Below are 18,215 nucleotides of genomic sequence, written 5' to 3' on the forward strand. Positions count from 1 at the left end.
AGCCAGGAGCGCCGTAGCAGCGGCGCCCTGGCCGGGGCAGCGGGGCTTACACCAGCGCTTACACCGAAGACATCTTCAGGCCGATCAGCCCCAGCACGATCAGCGCTACGCTGGCGATGCGCATCCAGCTTGTGGATTCACCAAACAGCACAATGCCGGCCACGAAGGCGCCGATGGTGCCAATGCCCACCCACACCGCATAAGCGGTGCCCAACGGCAGGGATTTCATGGCGACGGCCAGCAGCCAGACGCTGATGGCCATGCCGCCCGCGGTAATCAGGGACGGCCACAAGCGGGTAAAGCCATGGGTGTACTTCAGGCCGACGGCCCAAACGATTTCAAACAGGCCTGCAAGTACCAGGATGATCCAGGTCATAGACGACTCCTACTGTTGCGCTGCCGGCGGGGCGCCGGCATTGAGGGGTCGTCCCCGGATAAAAAACAGGCGGGTCTTTGACCGCGCGCAGCAGCGGGCCGTCCCGCTGCGGCAAAAATTATAGAATACCGGCTTCCAACGGCAAAACCGGATGCCGGGCATCACCTTAGCAACACGTCGCGGACCGGACCGCGAACCAGGATATTTCAATCATGCAACGCATCATGCTGCGGGCAAAGCTGCACCGCGTCACGGTCACCGAAGCCGACCTTCACTACGAAGGGTCTTGTGGCATCGACGAAGACCTGCTGGACGCTGCCGGCATGCGCGAGTTCGAACGCATCGAACTCTACAACGTCACCAATGGCGAACGTTTCGACACCTACATCATCAAGGCGGCCCGCGGCAGCGGCGCCATTTCCTTGAACGGCGCCGCCGCGCGCCGGGCTCAGGTCGGTGATCTGCTGATCATCTGCACCTACGGCCCGATGTCTGAAGAAGATTCCGCCACGCACAAGCCGCAAGTGGTGCTGGTGGACGACGCGAACCGCGTCAAGGAAATCCGCAAGTTCCCGGCCTGAGGCCGGCCCGGGCACAGCGCCATCCTGGCCTAGCCGGATGGCGCTCTCCTCAACCCTGAACCGTTTCATCATGAGCTTCCAGGTCATCATTCAACCCAGCAAGCATCAATTCCCGGTCGAGCCCGGCCAGACCGTGCTCGACGGCGCCTTGGCCGCCGGCATCGTGCTGCCTTATAGCTGTCGCAACGGCGCGTGCTCCACCTGCAAGGGCAAAGTGGTGTCCGGGGAGTTCGACGCCGGGCAATATCCCGCCCAGATCCTGTCGCCCGAAGAACTGGCCGACGGCTACACGCTGTTCTGCCAGGCGCGGCCCGAGTCGGACATGGTGGTGGAATCCACCGAAGTCCGCCTGGCCAGCGACATCCAGATCCGCAAGCTGCCCTCGCGCGTGCAGACGCTGGAACGCGTGGCGCCCGACGTCACCGTGATCAAGCTGCAACTGCCCGCGTCCGAGCAGTTCCGCTATTACGCCGGCCAGTACATCGAAGTCATCCTCAAGGATGGCCGCCGCCGCAGCTACTCGATGGCAGGCGCGCCGCACACCGGCAGCCCGCTGGAACTGCACATCCGCCACATGCCGGGCGGCCTGTTTACCGACCACGTCTTCGGCGCGGGCGATACGCAGATGAAAGAGCGCGAAATCCTGCGTCTGGAAGGGCCGTTTGGTTCGTTCTTCCTGCGCGAAGACAGCGACAAGCCGATCGTGTTGCTGGCCAGCGGCACGGGCTTTGCGCCGGTGAAGGCCATCGTGGAACACATGATCCACAAGGGCATCACGCGTCCGGTCACGCTGTACTGGGGCGGCCGCCGCCCGCAGGACTTGTACATGGATGCGCTGGCGCAATCGTGGTCGGGCCTGTTGCCCAGCTTCAACTATGTGCCGGTCGTGTCGAACGCCTTGCAGGAAGATAACTGGACGGGCCGCACGGGCTTCGTCCACGAGGCCGTCATGCAAGACATCGGCGATCTGTCGGGCCACCAGGTTTACGCCTGCGGCACGCCGTTGATGGTGGATGCCGCGCGCCGTGAATTCAGCACGCAGAATGGCCTGCCGCCGGAAGAGTTCTACGCGGACGCGTTCACGTCCGAAGCCGACCTGGCGAAAGCCGCGTCGTAACCGGAAAGCGCACGGATACGGGGGCGAATTCACAAGCTGAAAAGCTTAGTGACTTCCGCCCCTTTTTAATACGTAGGCGAAGGCAAATCGGCAAGGTAAACTGCCCTGGCAGCGGCTTGCCAAGGGCGGCGGACATCGGGTCCGCGAACCGATTTGGCACGCAAGGAGCAATGCGGGCATGAAAGTAGCGGTATTGGGTAGCGGCATTATCGGAATCTCCAGCGCCTGGTGGCTAAGCCAGGCCGGCCACGACGTCGTGGTCATTGATCGCTGCACCGGTCCCGCACAGGAAACGAGTCTGGCCAATGGCGCGCAGATTTCCGTGTCCTATGCCGAGCCCTGGGCCAATCCTCAGGCGCCGTTGAAGCTGCTGAAATGGATGTTCCAGGATAATGCGCCGCTGCTGTTCCGTCCGCAGCTGGACTGGCGCCAATGGATGTGGGGCCTGGCCTTCCTGCGCGAATGCCTGCCCAGCCGTCTGGCGCCGAACATCCGCGCCATGGTCCGCATGGCCGAATACAGCCGCACTACGTTGCGCAGCATGCGCGCCGAACTGGGTATCGAATACGACCACCTTGAACGCGGCATCCTGAATTTCTATCGCGATCCCCACGAATTCGAAAACTCGCAGCGCGCCGCCGGCCTGATGCGCGATTTCGGCGTCGAGCGCCGTGTGGTCACGGCCGACGAAGTCATTGCAATTGAGCCCGCCCTGGCGCCGCATCGCCAAACCATCGTCGGGGGCGACTACACCCCCGAAGACGAAAGCGGCGACGTGCATCTGTTCACCGTCGCTCTGGCCGAACGCTGCGCCCGCGCAGGCGTCGAATTCCGCTACAGCACACGCGCGACCCGCCTGTTGACGCAAGGCGGCACAGTGCAAGGTATTGAAATCATTGAGCCGGACGGCAGCTACGGCACCGTTTCGGCCGATGCCTATGTGGTGGCGATGGGCAGTTTCAGCCCGAACCTGCTGCGCCCGCTGGGCATCCCCTGCAACGTCTATCCGGCCAAGGGCTATTCGGCGACGTTTCCGGTCATCAAGCCGGAGGCCGCGCCCACGGTCAGCCTGACGGACAGCAGCCACAAAATCGTGTTTTCGCGCCTGGGCGACCGCCTGCGCATGGCAGGCACCGCAGAGCTGTCGGGCTATTCCCGCGGCCTGAACACCGGCCGTTGCGAAGCGTTGACGCACCTGGCGCAAGAACTTTTCCCCGACGCGCTCGATTTCGAGAGCGTCAGCTATTGGTCGGGCTTACGCCCGTCCACTCCCTCGAACGTGCCCATCATCGGCCGCAGCCGTATCCCCAATTTGTATATCAATACGGGACACGGTACGCTCGGTTGGACGATGGGTGTTGGCTCGGGCCGGGCTTTGGCCGATCTGCTCAGTGGACGGCGGCCAGAACCGGAATTCCCTTTTCTTGGTCTGTGAACCTATGAAGAATCTGCAATTGGCGGGCGTTGCCCGCGCGATGTTCGCCAGCCGGCGTGCATGGGTATTTGGCGCCGCGATGGCAATCGCGGGTGTGGCGAATGCCGCCCCAGTGGAAATTCAAGTCTGGCACACGCTGTCTGACGCGAATAAGGCCGAGTTCGAAAAACTGGCCAAGCAATACAACAAAGAACAGGACCAAGTCAGCGTCAAGCTGCGTGGATTCAGCTCGCAGGACGCGCTGGAGCAAGAAGCCATCAGCGCCGTCAAGGCGAAGAAGGCGCCCAACCTGGTCCAACTGACCGACAACCACTCCCCGGAAGTCGTGGCCCAGCACAAGGCCATCCTGCCCATGCACGAACTGCTGGCCAAGTACCCGATCAAGGACCTGAACTGGTTCGTGCCGGCCACCAGCAGCTTCACGCGCGACAGCAAGGGCCGCCTGCTGGCGTTCCCCTGGATGGCCGAAGTGCCGGTGATGTTCTACAACACCGCCGCCTACAAGAAGGCCGGTCTTGACCCCAACAATCCCGCTCGCACCTGGACCGGCCTGCAAGCCGAACTCCTGAAGCTGCGCGACGTGGCCGATATCGACTGCCCCTACGCCTCCAGCGACCAGGTCACGGTCCATCTGGAGAACCTGGCCCCGATCAACGGCCAGCAGTTCACCACCAACAACAACGGCCTGGATGCCGTGACCAAGAAGAGCGCTGCGCCTGCCATGCAGTTCGACACGCTCTACATGCGTCACATCTCGCTGATGGTCAGCTGGAAGCGTTCGCTGCTGTTCATGGCGCACACGGGTGACGCTGCCGCAGACAAGCTGTTCGCCAAGGGCGAATGCGCGGTGCTGACGGCGAACTCGGGCGCGTTCGGCACGTTCCTGAACACCAAGTCGCTGGCGTTCGGCGTGGCGCCGGTGCCTTACTACGATCAGGCCACGAAGTCCGCCGGCCAGCCTTTTGTGAGCGGTTCGGCCCTGTGGGCGCTTGAAGGCCGCCCGCAAGCCGAAGAAAAGGCCACCGCGCAGTTCCTGGCCTGGCTGTCCAAGCCGGTCGTGGCCGCCGAATGGCATCAGCGCACGGGCTTCCTGCCGCTGACCGAAGCCGCGTTCCGTGCCTCGGATGTGTCGTTCTACAAGAGCATCCCGGGCGCGCAAGCCGTGATCGCGTCGATGAGCAACCGCCCGGCCAGCAACAGCCGTGGTTTCCGCATGGCGAACTACAACCGTATCGAACCGGTGCTGAACCAGCAGTTGAACGATGCGTTTGAAGGCAAGGTGCCGCCCGTCGCGGCCCTGAACAACGCCGCGTCCCAAGCGCGTTCCCTCGCGACGCAACGCTGATCGCACACGGCTGATCGGACGGCATTCGCGCTGTCCGTTTGGCCTGCAAGAACCCGGCCCCAGGGCCGGGTTTTTTTTCGTCCATAAGGTTCGTCAGGGCAGGGTGGATCAAAGCATCCATGCGTATATGCCAGTCTGGCGGCGCGTCCGGCCCTCGTCCACCATCTGCGGCATGCGTACTACTTCCGGTGCGCCCTTTGCTCGTGGTGAGGCATGGTTCGAATCTTCTTCCTGACGGCGGCGCTGTCCTGCCTGGGGGCCTGCACAAACGGGCCGTTCAATGGCGGCGTCAATCCTTCCTGGTCAACCTCCGCGCCGGTTGCGCGGGCCTTCCGTTTTGACTGGCGCCTGTCGGGTGACCCTGCGGTCGCGCCGTTGCAGGTGTTCGACGACGGCAAGGATGTCTGGCTGCAATTCCCGCCCGGCCAGGCTTTGCCAGCGATTTTCGGTGTACGTGGAAATGGCGAGCACGCGTTGCCGTATGTGCGGCGCGAACCCTACGTTGTCGTGTCGGGCGACTGGCATGCGCTGCGGTTTCGCGGGGGGCGGCTGGCGGCGCGCGCCGAGCGCGATGCCGACAACGACATCGCTGCGCAAGCGCCGGTGGATGCGGAGCCCGTGGTGCTTGAATCCGCGACGCCGCGCCAAGGCGTGAATGACCAAGGCGTGAATGACCAAGGCGTGAAGGACCAAGGCGTGAAGGACCAAGGCGTGAAGGACCAAGGCGTGAATAACCAAGGCGTCAATGAGCTGGCGTCCAACGGGCCGTTGCGCCGAAGTGTTCAGGCGGGCTCTCGTTCCGAGGCGCCGATAGCGCAGGCGCCGCTCGGCGCTACCGAATCAACCCTTCTCCCCGCCCCGCAAGCGACGTTGCCGGTTGCGGCCGCCCCGCAAGCGACGCTGGCCGTTGCGGCCGCTCCGCAAGCGACGCCGGCCGTTGCGGCCGCTCCGCGATATCGTGCCGCGCCGCCAGACACCACGTTGCGCGGCGTGCTGGCGCGCTGGGCGGACAGTTCAGGTTGGACGTTCGCGCCGCAACACTGGGCGGTCGACGTTGATATTCCCTTGTCCGCATCGGCGGACTTTGCGGGCGACTTCAAATCCGCCGTCCGTGAATTGCTGGGCGCCACCGAGCTGGCCGACCGGCCATTGCAGCCGTGTTTTTACGGCAATCAGGTGTTGCGAGTGGTGCCCTTGGCGCAGTCCTGCACACGGGCCGCCACGCCCGCAGGAGGGGGAGCATGATGATCCGTCGAGGGATGCGCATCGTCGCGTGCGGGGTGGTGAGCGGCATGCTGGGCGCTTGCGTGGCGTCGCAGCAGGCGGCTGAACTTGGCCGTAACGCGAGCCACCGCCACGCCACGCTTGCGGACCAGCATCAGGCATTTGCCAATGGGCTGACTGACCGCCAGGCACGGATCGCCGCGCAAGAAGTGGCCGCGCCTTGGCTGGCCGGCAAACCGCAGCCGTTGGCTCGCGACGTCACCTTGCCGCCGGCATTGCGTGAAAACGTGCCGACCACGTTGATGCTTGCTGAAGAAACCGATCTTTCCGCCTTGGCGCAGCGGCTGGTTGCCGCTACCGGCATTCCGGTGCGGGTCAAGCCCGACGCCTTGCTTGCGCTTGAACATTTCCTGCCGCGCCTGGCGTCGAATGCCGGCTTATCCGTACCGGCGCCCGTCCGTCTGGAAGTCCGCGATGGTCCATTGCCGCTTGCAGACTTGCTGGATGCATTGGCCGCCCGGTTCTCGGTGCATTGGCGCTATCAGCATCAAGCCATTGAGTTCTACCGCACGGAAACCCGGGTGTTCGACATGCGCGCGCTATCGCTCGCCAGTACGGTCGACATCCGGCTGGGCCGTTCGGGCAGCGACGACGGCGAAGGGTTCGAAAGCACGTCCAACACCACCTTGTCATCCCGGGAGCACAACGCGTTGGCGGTATTACGCGCCAACATCACGCCGTTCCTGACGCGCTCAGGTTTCGTCGCCGACGCAGTGGATGGCGCGACGGCGTTGGTGGTCACCGACACGCCTGAAGCGCTGGACCGCGTGGCGCACTATCTCGACCGCGAGAACAAGGCGTTGACGCGCCGCGTGCGGCTGGTGTTTGAAGAGATCACTGTCATCGCCAAGCAATCGGCGTCAGGAGGCTTGGACTGGAACGCGCTCTACGCCGCAGCAGGCGCGTCGGCGCGCTTCGCGATGGCAGCCGTATCGGGTGTGGGCGCGGCTGAGTTGGCGGGCGGCGTCGGCAGCGGGCCGTTCCAAGGTTCGCAGGCGGTGGTGTCGGCGCTAAGCACCATGGGCGCCATCGTCCGGCACAGCAAAGTCCCCGTGCTGACCTTGAACCGCCGGCCCGTCACGCATGCCATCCGCACCACCTTTTCCTATATCGACCGTGTTCAGAGCACATCCGTGCCAGGCGCAACGACGGCGGGCGCCAATGGGTCGCTGCCCGCGGTCTCCATCAGCCAGAAGGAAGAAACCGTCGGCTCGTTTTTGACGTTGCTGCCCGATATCCAGGAAGACGGTCAGATCCTGCTGTCCGTCGCCTATGACAACGCGGTGGCGCATCCGCTGAAGACGATCACGTTCGGAGAACGCGGCAATCAGGTGCAAGTCCAGCAGATCACGATTGACGGCAACGGCACGGTGCAACAGATCGAGCTGCGGCCCGGTCAGCCCGTCATCTTGTCGGGCTTCGACCGCCGGCAAGACCAGCACGATCGCCAACGGCTTGCGCCTGGCATGCCCCTGATCACCGGCGGGCAAGACAGTGCGGCTCAGGAGCGCGAGACCACGCTGATGCTGGTTACGGCGCAGGTCGAAGAAGGGTACTAAGGACACGATATGAACCGAGCTCCCTATTTTCTGATGCATGAATGTCCGGGCAGCGCACGCTACCTGGCGTTTGGCCTGCGCTGGCTCGCGCTGATTGGTTCCGATGTGCCGGGCTTGGCGCGCACGCGTGGCCGGCGGCTGCGGGCCACGCACTTCGTGGTTGGTGGCTCGCCCGCCACCATGGCGGGCTATGGCAGAACGCACTCGGCGTGGCGCCGGGGCTGGCGCGCGGGGCGGTCCCGCCGCGGTGGTGTGCCGCACATCCAGGCGGCCGCTCAGCTATACGCGCTGTTGTACCCCAGCGGCGGCCATTGCCTGATCCCGTTGCCTGACGGCCGCTATTGGCTGGCGGCAGCGCAAGACGGCATGGCGCTGTCGCAGGCGGATCGCTTGTTTGACTCGCACGATGAGGCGCTGCACGCGCACAGGCGCTTGGCCGATGACCGGCCCGGATTGCTGGCCCACGACGCTGGCACGGTATGGGCGGCGCTGTTGCAAGCGGTGGAGCCAGGCGCGCAGTTGACGCCATTGCTTACCCGCTGGGCCGCATTGCCGCTGGTGCCGCGAGTTTTCCTGGCGTGCGTGGGGCTGTCCGCGGTGGCGCCGCCGGTATGGAACCTGTTGTCGGCACGCTTCACTGTTCGCGAGCCCGCGGTGGCTTCGCCATCTGCCGATTCGGCGGCTGCGCTGACGCCATCTCGGCCGTTGCTTGAAGGCATGGCGGCGCATGCCCGCACTGAAATGTCGAACCTGTTGCGCAGTGTGGGCAGGCTTCCCGTTCACGTGCAAGGTTGGGCGTTGCGCCGCGCACAGTGTGATGCGGGTGCAATAGGCTGGGATTGCGCCGCGGTTTACGCGCGCGCCTCGCCGCAGGCCACGAATCTCCAGCTGCACCATCGGTTACCCGTTGGCTGGCGGGTGTCCTTCAAACCGCTTGAAGAAGCGACGTTGCGCTGGCACATCACGTCGGCGCTGGTGCCGTTGGCGTCCATGACGCTACCCAGCGCGCTGCGCGTCGATACCGAACTGGCCGGGGCGCTGCAACAGTTGCAGCCTGCATTCACCGCTGTGGCGCTGGCGCCAGCCGTTGCCTTGTCGTCACCGTTGCCGTCGCCGTCCTCCCCCTCGTCAGCGGACGGGTCGGTGGAGGCTGCGCAAACCCTCCAACCCTTGGTCCGGCGTCGCGCATTGCGCATGCACGGCCCGTTGCGTTCATTCGCGCTATTGCCCGGCCCGTTTGAAACGGTGCGCTGGTCTCGTTTGGCCTTGAACGTGCAGCCCCTTCAGCGGCCCACTCTGGCTGCCAGCACGCTGGTCGCCGAATTGCACGGAGATCTCTATGAGCAGGATTAGGCTTGCCGCCCGGCGCGTTGCGCAATCTTTAATTGTGGCGTTCTCGCTGGCCATCGGTGCGCAGGCTCAGGCGTTGTCGCCGCACGTTGATGAGGCTCAGGGGTGGCCGGATGTTGAGACGGTGCAGACCCTGTTGCGCGCCGATGCGGCGGCGGCCTTGGCCGATTGCCGGACGCCGGGGATCTGCCAGCCGGGGGCCGCACCTGCGGACCAGGCGGCTTCTTCCGGACCGAAACAGGACGACATCCGCGTGGCCGCGATCTTCGGGTCCACTCGGCGGCTCACTGTCGATGTCGTCGTCAATGGTGCGTTGCTGCGCTATCGGGCGGGCCATGGTGCGCCTATCGCCGGGGCGGTCTCGGCGAATGGCTATCAACTGTTGGCAGTCGTTGGGGCTTGCGTGCACTTGCGCCGCAACGAACACGATCACATGGCCTGCGTGCCGGTCGGGAGGGCACTGCCATGACGCTGCCTTTAACGCCGTTAGCAATGCTGCCTTTAACGCCATCACCGTCTTCAACACGATTCAAACCGAGCGACCCCCAATCGCTGCATACCGCCGACGACATCGCTCGGCTCGCGCCCGCTTTCGTCCGCGCATTGGGCGACGAATTCGATCTTGCCTCATTGGCGGGCCGGTTGTGTCCGGTGCTGCTGGACAGCGGCCATGCCGCTCTGTTCGCGGTCGACGAATACGCGCTGGGCGATACCGTCGACGAACTTGAACGCATGGTGCGCGCGGCCGGATACCGCTTGGCCAAGCCGTCACGCTACATCCTGCCTGCGCCGTTGCTGCTGATGATTGCGCGCGGGCAATTGACGGCGGCGGGCTTGGGGCGTCGGGGCAAAGGATCACCGGCTGAACGAACGTCCGCCCTGGCTGCCTTGTTTCAAGACGTCGTCCGTTGGGGCGTGACGCAGGGCGCCAGCGATGTCCATATCAACGTCAATCAGCGGCAGGCTTTCTGCGACATCCGCTACACCATCAATGGCGAGTATGTCGGCACGGAACGTTTTGCCGGGCTTTCGAACACGACATTGCTGGAGGTGCTGGCGGTGGCCTGGATGGAGGTGCGCGGGGGCAACGGCGCGGTGTTCGACCCGGCGCTTGAGCAGCAAGGGCGTATCGCGCTTGAGGTCGACGGCATCCCGATTGTGTTGCGCTGGGCATCGCTGGCAACCGATGTGGGGCCGTCGGTCTGCCTGCGGATTCTGCGCTTGGACGCCACGGCTGGCGGCGATCTTCACGCACTGGGTTATCTGCCCACGCAAATCGAGACGCTGCTGCGCGCCCGCGACCGCGAAGGCGGCGCCATCGTGCTTGCCGGCGTGGTCGGCTCCGGCAAATCCACGACCATCGCGACGTTGATGCGGGGCATCGAATCGACGCGCAAGGTCATCACATTGGAAGACCCGGTTGAATACGTTATCCCCAACGCATTACAGAACACGCTGAACGGCGCGCTGGCGGAATCCGCGTGGCCGACGCTGGACGCCAAGTTGAAGACCATCAAGCGGTCGGCGATGAACGATTTGCTGATCGGAGAAATCCGAGATGTGGATACGGGGCGAGCGTTCATGGACCTGGCCGGTTCGGGCGTCAGCCTTTACGCCACCACGCATGCGGGGTCGGCGGCCATGGTTCCTGAACGGCTGGCGTCAGAGGCGATTGGCGTGTCTCGAGATTTCCTCGCGACGCCCGGCATGCTGAAGCTGCTGGTTTATCAAACCCTGTTGCCGCGCTTGTGTTCGGCCTGCGCCTTGCCGCTGGAATCCCTCTGGCGAGAGCAAACCTCTTCGCGCACATCGGATTCGGCGTTCGCTGCCCAATGGGATTGGCAGGCTTGGACGCACGAAATGGAACGCGTGTACCGCGTGGAGCCGCATGCCCTGAGGGTCAGAAATCCGGCGGGGTGCGGCGATTGTCGCCGTCCGCAATTGCCTGAACTCAATGGCACGGCGGGGCGCTGTGTTGCCGCGGAAATGATCGAGCCCGAACGGGTAGAGGGTTTTCTGGAACGCGTGCGTTTGCGCGATAACGCGGCGTTGATGTCCGCCACGCAAGAGGCAGACCCATGGGCATGGCGCGATGCTTCAACACGAGGCGCAAGGGCGTTGGACGGCGCCTTGCATCGAGTCAGCTCCGGCGAGGTGGACCCGCGAGCGCTGCTGCGCCGCTTCGACCTTCTGGTTTCACCGCAAGCCGCCAGCGCCGAAGCGGGCGCCGGACGGGATCGGTGGCTGACATGAGGTGGCTGACATGAGGTGGCTGACATGAGGTGGCTTACATGAGGTGGCTGACATGACTTGGCTGACTCGCCCGGCCCCGGTCCGGTTCGGATTGCGTTTCGAAGCCGCGCCGCGATGGATGGATGCGATGCGCTTTCGTTTCCAGCGCGCCGATTACTACGCCTATCTTGCCGATCTGATCGACGGCACGCAGGGGCGCAAGAACCTGCGCGACATTTTTGATGACGATGCGCGCCGATACGGCCCGCGCACGGTACGGGGCCGGCTGTCTCGCGATTGGGCTGCGGCGTACCTTGAGGCGGGCGGCGACCTGGGGTTGGCGTGGCGGGACACATTCCCTTCTGGCGAATGCTTGTTGCTTAGCTGCGTGCAGGAAGAGGGCGGCGATCTTGCGGCGGCGCTGCGCGACTTGTCGCGTGCCGTCCAGTTGGCCGGGGATGCCTGGCTGGCTGTGGCAACGGCGGCTGCGGCGGGCGTCGTGGCGGCTGCCGTCGCGTTCGCCCTGCTGTGCGCGATTCCCTACTTCAGCGTGCCGCGCTTGCAGCAGGTCTTTCAGCTGGTGCCGCCTGAAGACTATCGGGGGCTGACGCGCGGTTTGTTCGCCCTGGCGCGCGCGTTGAAGCAGTGGCTGCTGCTCTGGCTCGTGCTCAGTTTGGGCCTGGCGGGGTTGAGCCTGTGGTCGCTGCCGAATCTCACGGGTCCATTCAGGCACGTGCTTGATGGGTGGCTGCTGTGGCGCTTGTACCGGGATTTCCAGGCGATTCGCTTTCTTTGCCTGCTATCGGTGCTGGTTCGCCAGCACGGGGCGGCTGACACCCGGCTCCGCCGTGCGCTGTCTGTCCAGGCGCGCAGCGCGCAACCGTGGATGCACGCGCACCTGCAAACCATGTTGGACCGCATCGATGCCGGGGCAAGCGGCCCCGAGATATTCGGCACGGGCCTGCTGGATCAGGAAACCTGGTGGTACATGGCCGACATGATGGACGCGTTGGGGCTGGAGGCCGGTCTGGCGCAGGTTCGCCAGCGCGTCGAGTTGCGCCTGCTGGTGCGGGTGCGCCGGCAAGCCGCCACGCTGCGATGGTCGTTGCTGATCCTGTCGCTGGCGACCGTGTTGGGCGTCACGTTCTGGCATTACGGCGTCATTGATGAGCTGCGCCAGGCGTTGACCAATTTCTACGCAAGCCAGTAGCGCGGCGATGCATCACTCAAACCACTGATTTCATCAACGAAAGGAGGCAACCATGCCTGGTCTAAGGGTTCAGCAATATCGGCTCAGCACGCGTCAGCGAGGGTTCTCGTTAATGGAGGTGTCCATCGTTACCGCCATCGTCTTGTTGATCGCCATCGTCGGCATTCCCGCGATTGGTGCGTACGTGATCGAGAACAAGGTGCCCAAGGTGGGCGAAGAACTCCAGCGGTTCATCGCCAGCATGAAAATCAATGCCCAAGGCGGCGGCGTCAATCCGTACTTGGGTTTGGACACTGGCGCAATGGCGAATGCGCTGCGCGATTCCAGCGTGCTGGCCGTTCAGGGCAGCGGCGCGTCGGCCCGTATCGTGCATGGCCTGGGCGGCAGCGGGGCGGGCCGCAATGGGGTTGTGGAGGTCGTGGCCGGGACATTGGGGGGCGCAGGCCTGGGTTCTGCCTTCACCGTGACGCTGACGAATGTGAGCCACGCAGCCTGTCCGGCGCTGGCGTCTGTGCTGCAACGCGTGTCGGACACAATTTCCATCGGCGGCGGCGAAGGCGTCAAAGTCGTCAAAGATACGCAATCCATCCCCATCCTGCCCTACCGCGCAGCGCAGGCCCAGGCGCAATGCGGCCAAGGGGACGTCAACACTTTTGTATTCACGGCAAAATGATGCGGCCTGCCTTGTCGGACGGCGCGCGGTGGCGCGCCATCTTGAGTCCGCATCAGCAGGGGGGCTTTTCGCTGGTGGGCCTGGCGCTTGCGTTGGCATTGACGTCTGTCATCGCCATTTGGGCGTCGAACCAGGTCGTACAGCGAATCGAAGACGCGGCGGCGCGTGCCTCGGGGCTGTGGCTCACGCAGGTCCGCGAGGCTGCGGCGGGGATGCTGACTCGGCATTTCGACGTGCTGGCCAAGGCAGAGGCCCCGTTGAGTGAGGGCGGGCAGCCGCTATTCGTGGATGCTCTTGCGCCGACGGTGCCCGAGCTTCGCGCCCTGGCGCTGCTGCCGGCGGCGTTCCCAGAGCGTTCGGCGATGGGGTTCGGCGCGCAGATCAGGGTAGTCAGGGGCGAGGGGTGCCCAGGCGAGCGCTGCCGGCTCGATGCCCTGGTCTATAGCGCCGCACCGATTCTGAAATCTGGGTCTCGCTTTCCTGATCTGATTGGCATTGCTGCGGTGATGGACGCCGCGCAAGGTTATGGCGGCGCGGTGTGGGCGGAGTCGCCTGACCGGGTTCGCGGCTCGTCGTTCAGTTTCCCGAACCCTCTGGCGCCCGGCGCCCCTGCCTATGCCGCAGGCACGGTGGCGCTGTGGGCCGGGGCGGGGCCTGGAGCCGATCGCTCGCCCGTCATGCCCGACCTGGACCCTTTCGTCAGGATTGGCGACGCGCGTGACCCCATGCTGCAAGGCACGCTGACGGCCGCGTCTTCCGTGATCGCGGGCGGGTATCTGTCGGTGGGGGCGCGGGCTCAGGCGGGGCAGCACTGCGGGGTGGCGGTTGGCACGATCGCCACGTCGGACGATGGCGAGCTGCTGACCTGCCAATCCAGCGTCTGGCGGCGCGCCAGCAGCGGCTTCGGCGGCGCGTATAGCGTCAACTATCCGCGGGGCTGCACGCACTTTTCCGGAGCGTCCACTGCAAATCCCGTCACCGGGCAATGCTCGTGTCCACCTGGTTTCACGGAGGTCATCGTGTCGGCAGGCGGGAAATGGTCCGAAACCGAAGGGTGGACCACCGGTTATGTCTGCGTCAGATAGGCGGTCTGGCACCCATTCCCGCGCTTTTCCGCCAAACCTCTATAATCAAAGATTCGCCTAAATCCTGCGTCATCCACGATGAAATCCTCCGAGATTCGCCGCCAGTTCCTGCAATTCTTCAAGTCGAAGGGGCACACCATTGTTCCTTCGTCGTCGCTCGTCCCCGGCAACGACCCGACCTTGCTCTTCACCAATTCGGGCATGGTCCAGTTCAAGGACGTGTTTACGGGCAAGGAATCGCGGTCGTACACGCGAGCCACCTCGTCGCAGCGCAGTGTGCGCGCCGGCGGCAAGCACAACGACCTGGAAAACGTGGGCTACACCGCCCGCCACCATACGTTCTTCGAAATGCTGGGTAACTTCAGCTTCGGCGACTACTTCAAGCGCGACGCCATCCAGTACGCCTGGGAACTGCTGACGCAGGTCTACAAGCTGCCGGCCGAGAAGCTCTGGGTCACCGTGTACCAGGAAGACGACGAAGCCTACGACATCTGGGCCAAGGAAGTCGGTGTGCCGGCCGAGCGCATCATCCGCATCGGCGACAACAAGGGCGCACGCTACGCTTCCGACAACTTCTGGCAGATGGCCGACACCGGCCCTTGCGGTCCGTGCTCGGAAATCTTCTTTGACCACGGCCCCGAAATCTGGGGCGGCCCCCCGGGATCGCCCGAGGAAGATGGCGACCGCTACATCGAAGTCTGGAACCTGGTGTTCATGCAGTTCGAGCGCGACGCGCAAGGCAATATGCCGCGTCTGCCGCGCCCCTGTGTCGATACCGGCATGGGTCTGGAACGTATCGCCGCCGTCTTGCAGGGCGTGCATTCCAACTACGAAATCGATCTCTTCCAGACGCTCATCCACGCCGCCGCTCGCGAAACCGGTGTGAAGGATCTGGACAACAACTCGCTGAAGGTCATCGCTGACCACATCCGCGCGTGCTCGTTCCTGATCGTGGACGGCGTGATTCCCAGCAATGAAGGCCGCGGCTATGTGCTGCGCCGCATCGTCCGCCGCGCGCTGCGCCATGGCTACAAGCTGGGTCAGACCAAGCCGTTCTTCCACCGTCTGGTGCCGGATCTGGTCGCGGAAATGGGTGAAGCCTATCCGGAACTGGCCGCCATGGCTGACCGCGTGGGCCAGGTGCTCAAGCAGGAAGAAGAGCGCTTTGGCGAAACGCTCGAGCATGGCATGCGCATTCTGGACACCGCCCTGGCCAACGTACCCAAGGGCGGCGTGCTGGACGGCACGACGCTGTTCACCCTCTATGACACCTACGGCTTCCCCGTGGACCTTACCGCCGACATCTGCCGCGAACGCGAAGTGGAAGTCGATATGGCCGGTTTCGAGGTCTCGATGGAGCGCCAGCGTGACCAGGCGCGCGCCGCCGGCAAGTTCAAGATGGCCGAAGGCCTGAGCTACGAAGGCGCCGACACGCGCTTCGAAGGCTACGAAAAGCTGGAACTCGATAACGTCAAGGTCACGGCCTTGTATGTCGATGGCTCGCAAGTGCAGCAAGTGAAGGCCGGCCAAAGCGCTGTGGTCGTGTTGGACGTCACGCCGTTCTACGCGGAGTCGGGCGGCCAGGTCGGCGACACCGGTTTGCTGGAAGCGGACGGCGTGCGCTTTGCCGTGGCCGATACGCTCAAGATCCAGGCCGGCGTGTTTGGCCATCATGGCGTGCTGGAATCTGGCACGCTGTCGATCGGCGACACGCTGCTGGCGCGCGTTGACGCAGTTCGCCGCGCCCGCACGGTGCGCAACCACTCGGCCACTCACCTGATGCACAAGGCCTTGCGCCAGGTGCTGGGCGCGCACGTGCAGCAGCGCGGCTCGCTGGTGGACCCCGACAAGACCCGTTTCGACTTCGCGCAAGATGCGCCGATGACCGCCGAGCAGATCGCGCGCGTTGAAGCCATTGTCAACGCCGAAGTCCTGGCCAACCAGCCCACCGTGGCCCAGGTCATGGCCTACGACGACGCGGTCAAGGGCGGCGCCATGGCGCTGTTCGGCGAAAAATACGGCGACACCGTGCGCGTGCTGGACATTGGTTTCTCGCGTGAACTCTGCGGTGGCACGCACGTCAGCCGCACGGGCGACATCGGCCTGTTCAAGATCATTTCCGAAGGCGGCGTGGCGGCGGGTGTGCGCCGTATCGAAGCCATCACGGGCGACAACGCGTTGGCTTGGGTGCAGAACCAGAACGCCTTGCTGACCCAGATCGCCGGCATGCTGCGTAGCACGCCGGCCGATGTGCCGGCGCGTATTGCGCAGGTGCAGGATCAGGTCAAGGCGCTGGAAAAAGACCTTGAGCAATCGCGCAACAAGCTGGCCGCCAGCGCGGGTAACGACCTGGCTACCAGCGCCGCCGTTGACGTCAAGGGCATCAAGGTGCTGGCCGCCAGCATCGCCGATGTCGATCCCAAGGCATTGCGCGGCATGGTCGACAACCTGAAAGACCGCCTGAAGCCGGCGGTGGTGCTGCTGGCCACCGGCGCTGCCGATGGCAAGATCAGCGTGGTGGGCGGCGTTACCGCCGACCTGACCGACCGCATCAAGGCTGGCGATTTGGTGGGCTTTGTCGCCAGCCAGGTTGGCGGCAAGGGCGGCGGCCGCCCGGACATGGCCATGGGCGGCGGCACCGATCTCGCAGCCTTGCCCGCAGCGATTGCCGGCGTGCAGAAGTGGGTGGACGAGCGTCTGTGATGAGCAGCGGGGATACCGGCCTGAACGCGGGCGCGCAAACGCCCGTGTTTCAGCAGGAAGTGGATGCCAGCGGCCTGACGTGTCCGCTGCCCATCCTGCGCGCCAAGAAAGCGTTGGCGCAGATGGTCAGCGGCGAAGTCTTGCGCGTTGTCACCACCGACCGCAATGCAATCCGCGACTTTCAGGCGTTTTCCCGGCAAACCGGCAATGCGCTGGTTGCGCAGCACGAGGCTGATGGCCATTGCGTGCACTACCTGCAACGGCGCTGACCTTCCGGCCTTCGGCCAATAATCATCGCCCGATGCAATAAAAAGGCCCGCCTTCCAGCGGGCCTTTTTGCATGACGCTGACGGGTTTACTTGTGGATGGCCACAGCGACCGCCTGCGTGATGGTGAAATCCACCAGATCGCCTTCTTTCAGTTGCTGCAAGCGTGCCTGGAGCGCCGGGTCCTTGACCTGGATGGTGCGCATCCCGCCTTGCGGGCCCTTCAGGGTGACCAAGTTTGCACTTTTGTTGATGTGCCAGATTTCGGCGGTGATGGTCGTTTGGCGGCCCATCGCGCCACCGGGCTTGGCGCCCGGCGCACTGCGGGTAGCTGATGTTTCCGTCACGACCTCGGGCGCGCCTGAGCCCGCGCGGCGCACATCGACCGCGACGGATTCGTAATAATCCAGCGTCAGGGTATCGCCCGTTTTGATCTGTTGGAAATTACGCACGTCCGGGCCTGCAACGACATCGACGGAATTGCCGTTGGCGCCTTGCAGGGTGATGGTGCGCGTGGCGGGGTCAACCGCCGTCACCTTGCCGGACGCGGTGGTGAGCGCCGCGCCGACCACGCGGGCAGACGCCGCAAACGGCATCGCCAATGTGCCCAGCAAAATGCCCGTCAACGCCAGGCGCGCAACGGGAGTGAAGACAGATTTCTGGTTCTTCATGATGTGGCACCCTCCAGTAGAGGAAGTGTTGGGAAAAAACACGAGGGGAACTGGGGATAATGCGAGCTCAGCGGAAGACATCCGCCTTCAGGACGAGGGCTTGAATACTGCGATGGGCCGACGCCGCAGGGGCGTGGCCGGGTGGAGCAAAGCGTGGAGTAAGGCGTACGACGACATAAATCCGATCTCTCCAATCGGGTTATTCTTCAAACGCACTAACGGTCAACCGCAGGAAATGCAGACGTGGGCGCGGCGAGAAGGCTACACTTTGGTCTGCGGCGGGCTCCGGCCCGTTTTTGTAGAATACCCGGATGTGGTGTTTTAGGAT

The 18,215-nt window shown here is 64.3% G+C and carries 16 protein-coding genes; 14 read left to right on the forward strand and 2 right to left on the reverse strand.

The features are described from left to right. Positions 1-58: 58 nt before the first annotated feature. Positions 59-376 (reverse strand): quaternary ammonium compound efflux SMR transporter SugE, encoded by a 318-nt coding sequence (sugE, locus tag HV765_RS11675; RefSeq protein ID WP_054427422.1) that lies wholly within the window; start codon positions 374-376, stop codon positions 59-61. Positions 377-588: 212 nt separating this feature from the next. Here sugE and panD point away from each other — a divergent pair, with 212 nt between their 5' ends. The 14 genes from panD to HV765_RS11745 all read left to right on the forward strand — a co-directional run bounded on the left by panD (position 589) and on the right by HV765_RS11745 (position 17,219). Then, complete coding sequence (gene panD, locus HV765_RS11680) at positions 589-957, forward strand: aspartate 1-decarboxylase (protein ID WP_050446262.1); 369 nt, start codon at positions 589-591, stop codon at positions 955-957. Positions 958-1,027: 70 nt separating this feature from the next. Further along, a complete protein-coding gene (locus HV765_RS11685; protein WP_054427488.1) occupies positions 1,028-2,074 on the forward strand; it encodes a CDP-6-deoxy-delta-3,4-glucoseen reductase in 1,047 nt (348 codons plus the stop codon). Positions 2,075-2,252: 178 nt separating this feature from the next. Continuing rightward, on the forward strand, positions 2,253-3,509 hold the full coding sequence (locus tag HV765_RS11690) for a D-amino acid dehydrogenase (RefSeq protein WP_175169793.1): 1,257 nt from the start codon (positions 2,253-2,255) through the stop codon (positions 3,507-3,509). Between the two features lie 4 nt (positions 3,510-3,513). After that, positions 3,514-4,854, forward strand: a complete 1,341-nt coding sequence (locus HV765_RS11695; protein WP_054427424.1) for an extracellular solute-binding protein — start codon at positions 3,514-3,516, stop codon at positions 4,852-4,854. 213 nt (positions 4,855-5,067) lie between these two features. Then, a complete protein-coding gene (locus HV765_RS11700; RefSeq protein ID WP_175169794.1) occupies positions 5,068-6,099 on the forward strand; it encodes a TrbG/VirB9 family P-type conjugative transfer protein in 1,032 nt (343 codons plus the stop codon). Beyond that, complete coding sequence (locus HV765_RS11705) at positions 6,096-7,697, forward strand: hypothetical protein (protein WP_175169795.1); 1,602 nt, start codon at positions 6,096-6,098, stop codon at positions 7,695-7,697. Before HV765_RS11700 ends, HV765_RS11705 begins: the two co-directional genes overlap by 4 nt. 9 nt (positions 7,698-7,706) lie before the next feature. Continuing rightward, positions 7,707-9,050 carry a type IV pilus inner membrane component PilO gene (locus HV765_RS11710; protein WP_254600537.1) on the forward strand — a complete coding sequence of 448 codons (1,344 nt, stop codon included), beginning with the start codon at positions 7,707-7,709 and terminating at the stop codon, positions 9,048-9,050. Next, on the forward strand, positions 9,037-9,516 hold the full coding sequence (locus HV765_RS11715) for a hypothetical protein (protein WP_175169796.1): 480 nt from the start codon (positions 9,037-9,039) through the stop codon (positions 9,514-9,516). The genes HV765_RS11710 and HV765_RS11715 overlap by 14 nt, the downstream gene beginning before the upstream one ends. Positions 9,517-9,539: 23 nt before the next feature. After that, positions 9,540-11,300: an ATPase, T2SS/T4P/T4SS family gene (locus HV765_RS11720; protein ID WP_175170004.1), complete on the forward strand. Its 1,761-nt coding sequence runs from the start codon at positions 9,540-9,542 to the stop codon at positions 11,298-11,300. Between the two features lie 118 nt (positions 11,301-11,418). After that, positions 11,419-12,489, forward strand: a complete 1,071-nt coding sequence (locus HV765_RS11725) for a general secretion pathway protein (protein ID WP_175170005.1) — start codon at positions 11,419-11,421, stop codon at positions 12,487-12,489. A 52-nt stretch (positions 12,490-12,541) separates the two neighbouring features. Then, positions 12,542-13,162 (forward strand): type 4 pilus major pilin, encoded by a 621-nt coding sequence (locus HV765_RS11730; protein ID WP_054427429.1) that lies wholly within the window; start codon positions 12,542-12,544, stop codon positions 13,160-13,162. A 41-nt stretch (positions 13,163-13,203) separates the two neighbouring features. After that, positions 13,204-14,247, forward strand: coding sequence for a prepilin (locus HV765_RS11735; protein WP_254600540.1), 1,044 nt, complete (start codon positions 13,204-13,206; stop codon positions 14,245-14,247). 78 nt (positions 14,248-14,325) lie between these two features. Further along, the gene (gene alaS, locus HV765_RS11740; protein ID WP_175169797.1) at positions 14,326-16,950 is read left to right on the forward strand and encodes an alanine--tRNA ligase; all 2,625 of its coding nucleotides are present in this window, start codon (positions 14,326-14,328) and stop codon (positions 16,948-16,950) included. Then, positions 16,950-17,219, forward strand: a complete 270-nt coding sequence (locus HV765_RS11745) for a sulfurtransferase TusA family protein (RefSeq protein ID WP_054427432.1) — start codon at positions 16,950-16,952, stop codon at positions 17,217-17,219. The genes alaS and HV765_RS11745 overlap by 1 nt, the downstream gene beginning before the upstream one ends. Positions 17,220-17,305: 86 nt before the next feature. Here the strand turns inward: HV765_RS11745 and HV765_RS11750 are convergent, their stop codons facing one another. Then, positions 17,306-17,887, reverse strand: coding sequence for a hypothetical protein (locus HV765_RS11750; protein ID WP_175169798.1), 582 nt, complete (start codon positions 17,885-17,887; stop codon positions 17,306-17,308). Between the last annotated feature and the right edge of the window lie 328 nt (positions 17,888-18,215).

Source organism: Achromobacter kerstersii, assembly GCF_902859595.1.
GTDB classification, from domain to species: Bacteria; Pseudomonadota; Gammaproteobacteria; order Burkholderiales; family Burkholderiaceae_B; genus Achromobacter; species Achromobacter kerstersii.

Bases quoted from the DNA above. Each gene is read 5' to 3' on its own strand.
- sugE (WP_054427422.1), bottom strand. From the start codon at position 376: ATGACCTGGATCATCCTGGTACTTGCAGGCCTGTTTGAAATCGTTTGG.
- HV765_RS11745 (WP_054427432.1), top strand. From the start codon at position 16,950: ATGAGCAGCGGGGATACCGGCCTGAACGCGGGCGCGCAAACGCCCGTG.
- panD (WP_050446262.1), top strand. From the start codon at position 589: ATGCAACGCATCATGCTGCGGGCAAAGCTGCACCGCGTCACGGTCACC.
- alaS (WP_175169797.1), top strand. From the start codon at position 14,326: ATGAAATCCTCCGAGATTCGCCGCCAGTTCCTGCAATTCTTCAAGTCG.
- HV765_RS11725 (WP_175170005.1), top strand. From the start codon at position 11,419: ATGGATGCGATGCGCTTTCGTTTCCAGCGCGCCGATTACTACGCCTAT.
- HV765_RS11690 (WP_175169793.1), top strand. From the start codon at position 2,253: ATGAAAGTAGCGGTATTGGGTAGCGGCATTATCGGAATCTCCAGCGCC.
- HV765_RS11715 (WP_175169796.1), top strand. From the start codon at position 9,037: ATGAGCAGGATTAGGCTTGCCGCCCGGCGCGTTGCGCAATCTTTAATT.
- HV765_RS11705 (WP_175169795.1), top strand. From the start codon at position 6,096: ATGATGATCCGTCGAGGGATGCGCATCGTCGCGTGCGGGGTGGTGAGC.
- HV765_RS11685 (WP_054427488.1), top strand. From the start codon at position 1,028: ATGAGCTTCCAGGTCATCATTCAACCCAGCAAGCATCAATTCCCGGTC.
- HV765_RS11695 (WP_054427424.1), top strand. From the start codon at position 3,514: ATGAAGAATCTGCAATTGGCGGGCGTTGCCCGCGCGATGTTCGCCAGC.
- HV765_RS11710 (WP_254600537.1), top strand. From the start codon at position 7,707: ATGAACCGAGCTCCCTATTTTCTGATGCATGAATGTCCGGGCAGCGCA.
- HV765_RS11750 (WP_175169798.1), bottom strand. From the start codon at position 17,887: ATGAAGAACCAGAAATCTGTCTTCACTCCCGTTGCGCGCCTGGCGTTG.
- HV765_RS11700 (WP_175169794.1), top strand. From the start codon at position 5,068: ATGGTTCGAATCTTCTTCCTGACGGCGGCGCTGTCCTGCCTGGGGGCC.
- HV765_RS11730 (WP_054427429.1), top strand. From the start codon at position 12,542: ATGCCTGGTCTAAGGGTTCAGCAATATCGGCTCAGCACGCGTCAGCGA.
- HV765_RS11720 (WP_175170004.1), top strand. From the start codon at position 9,540: ATGCTGCCTTTAACGCCATCACCGTCTTCAACACGATTCAAACCGAGC.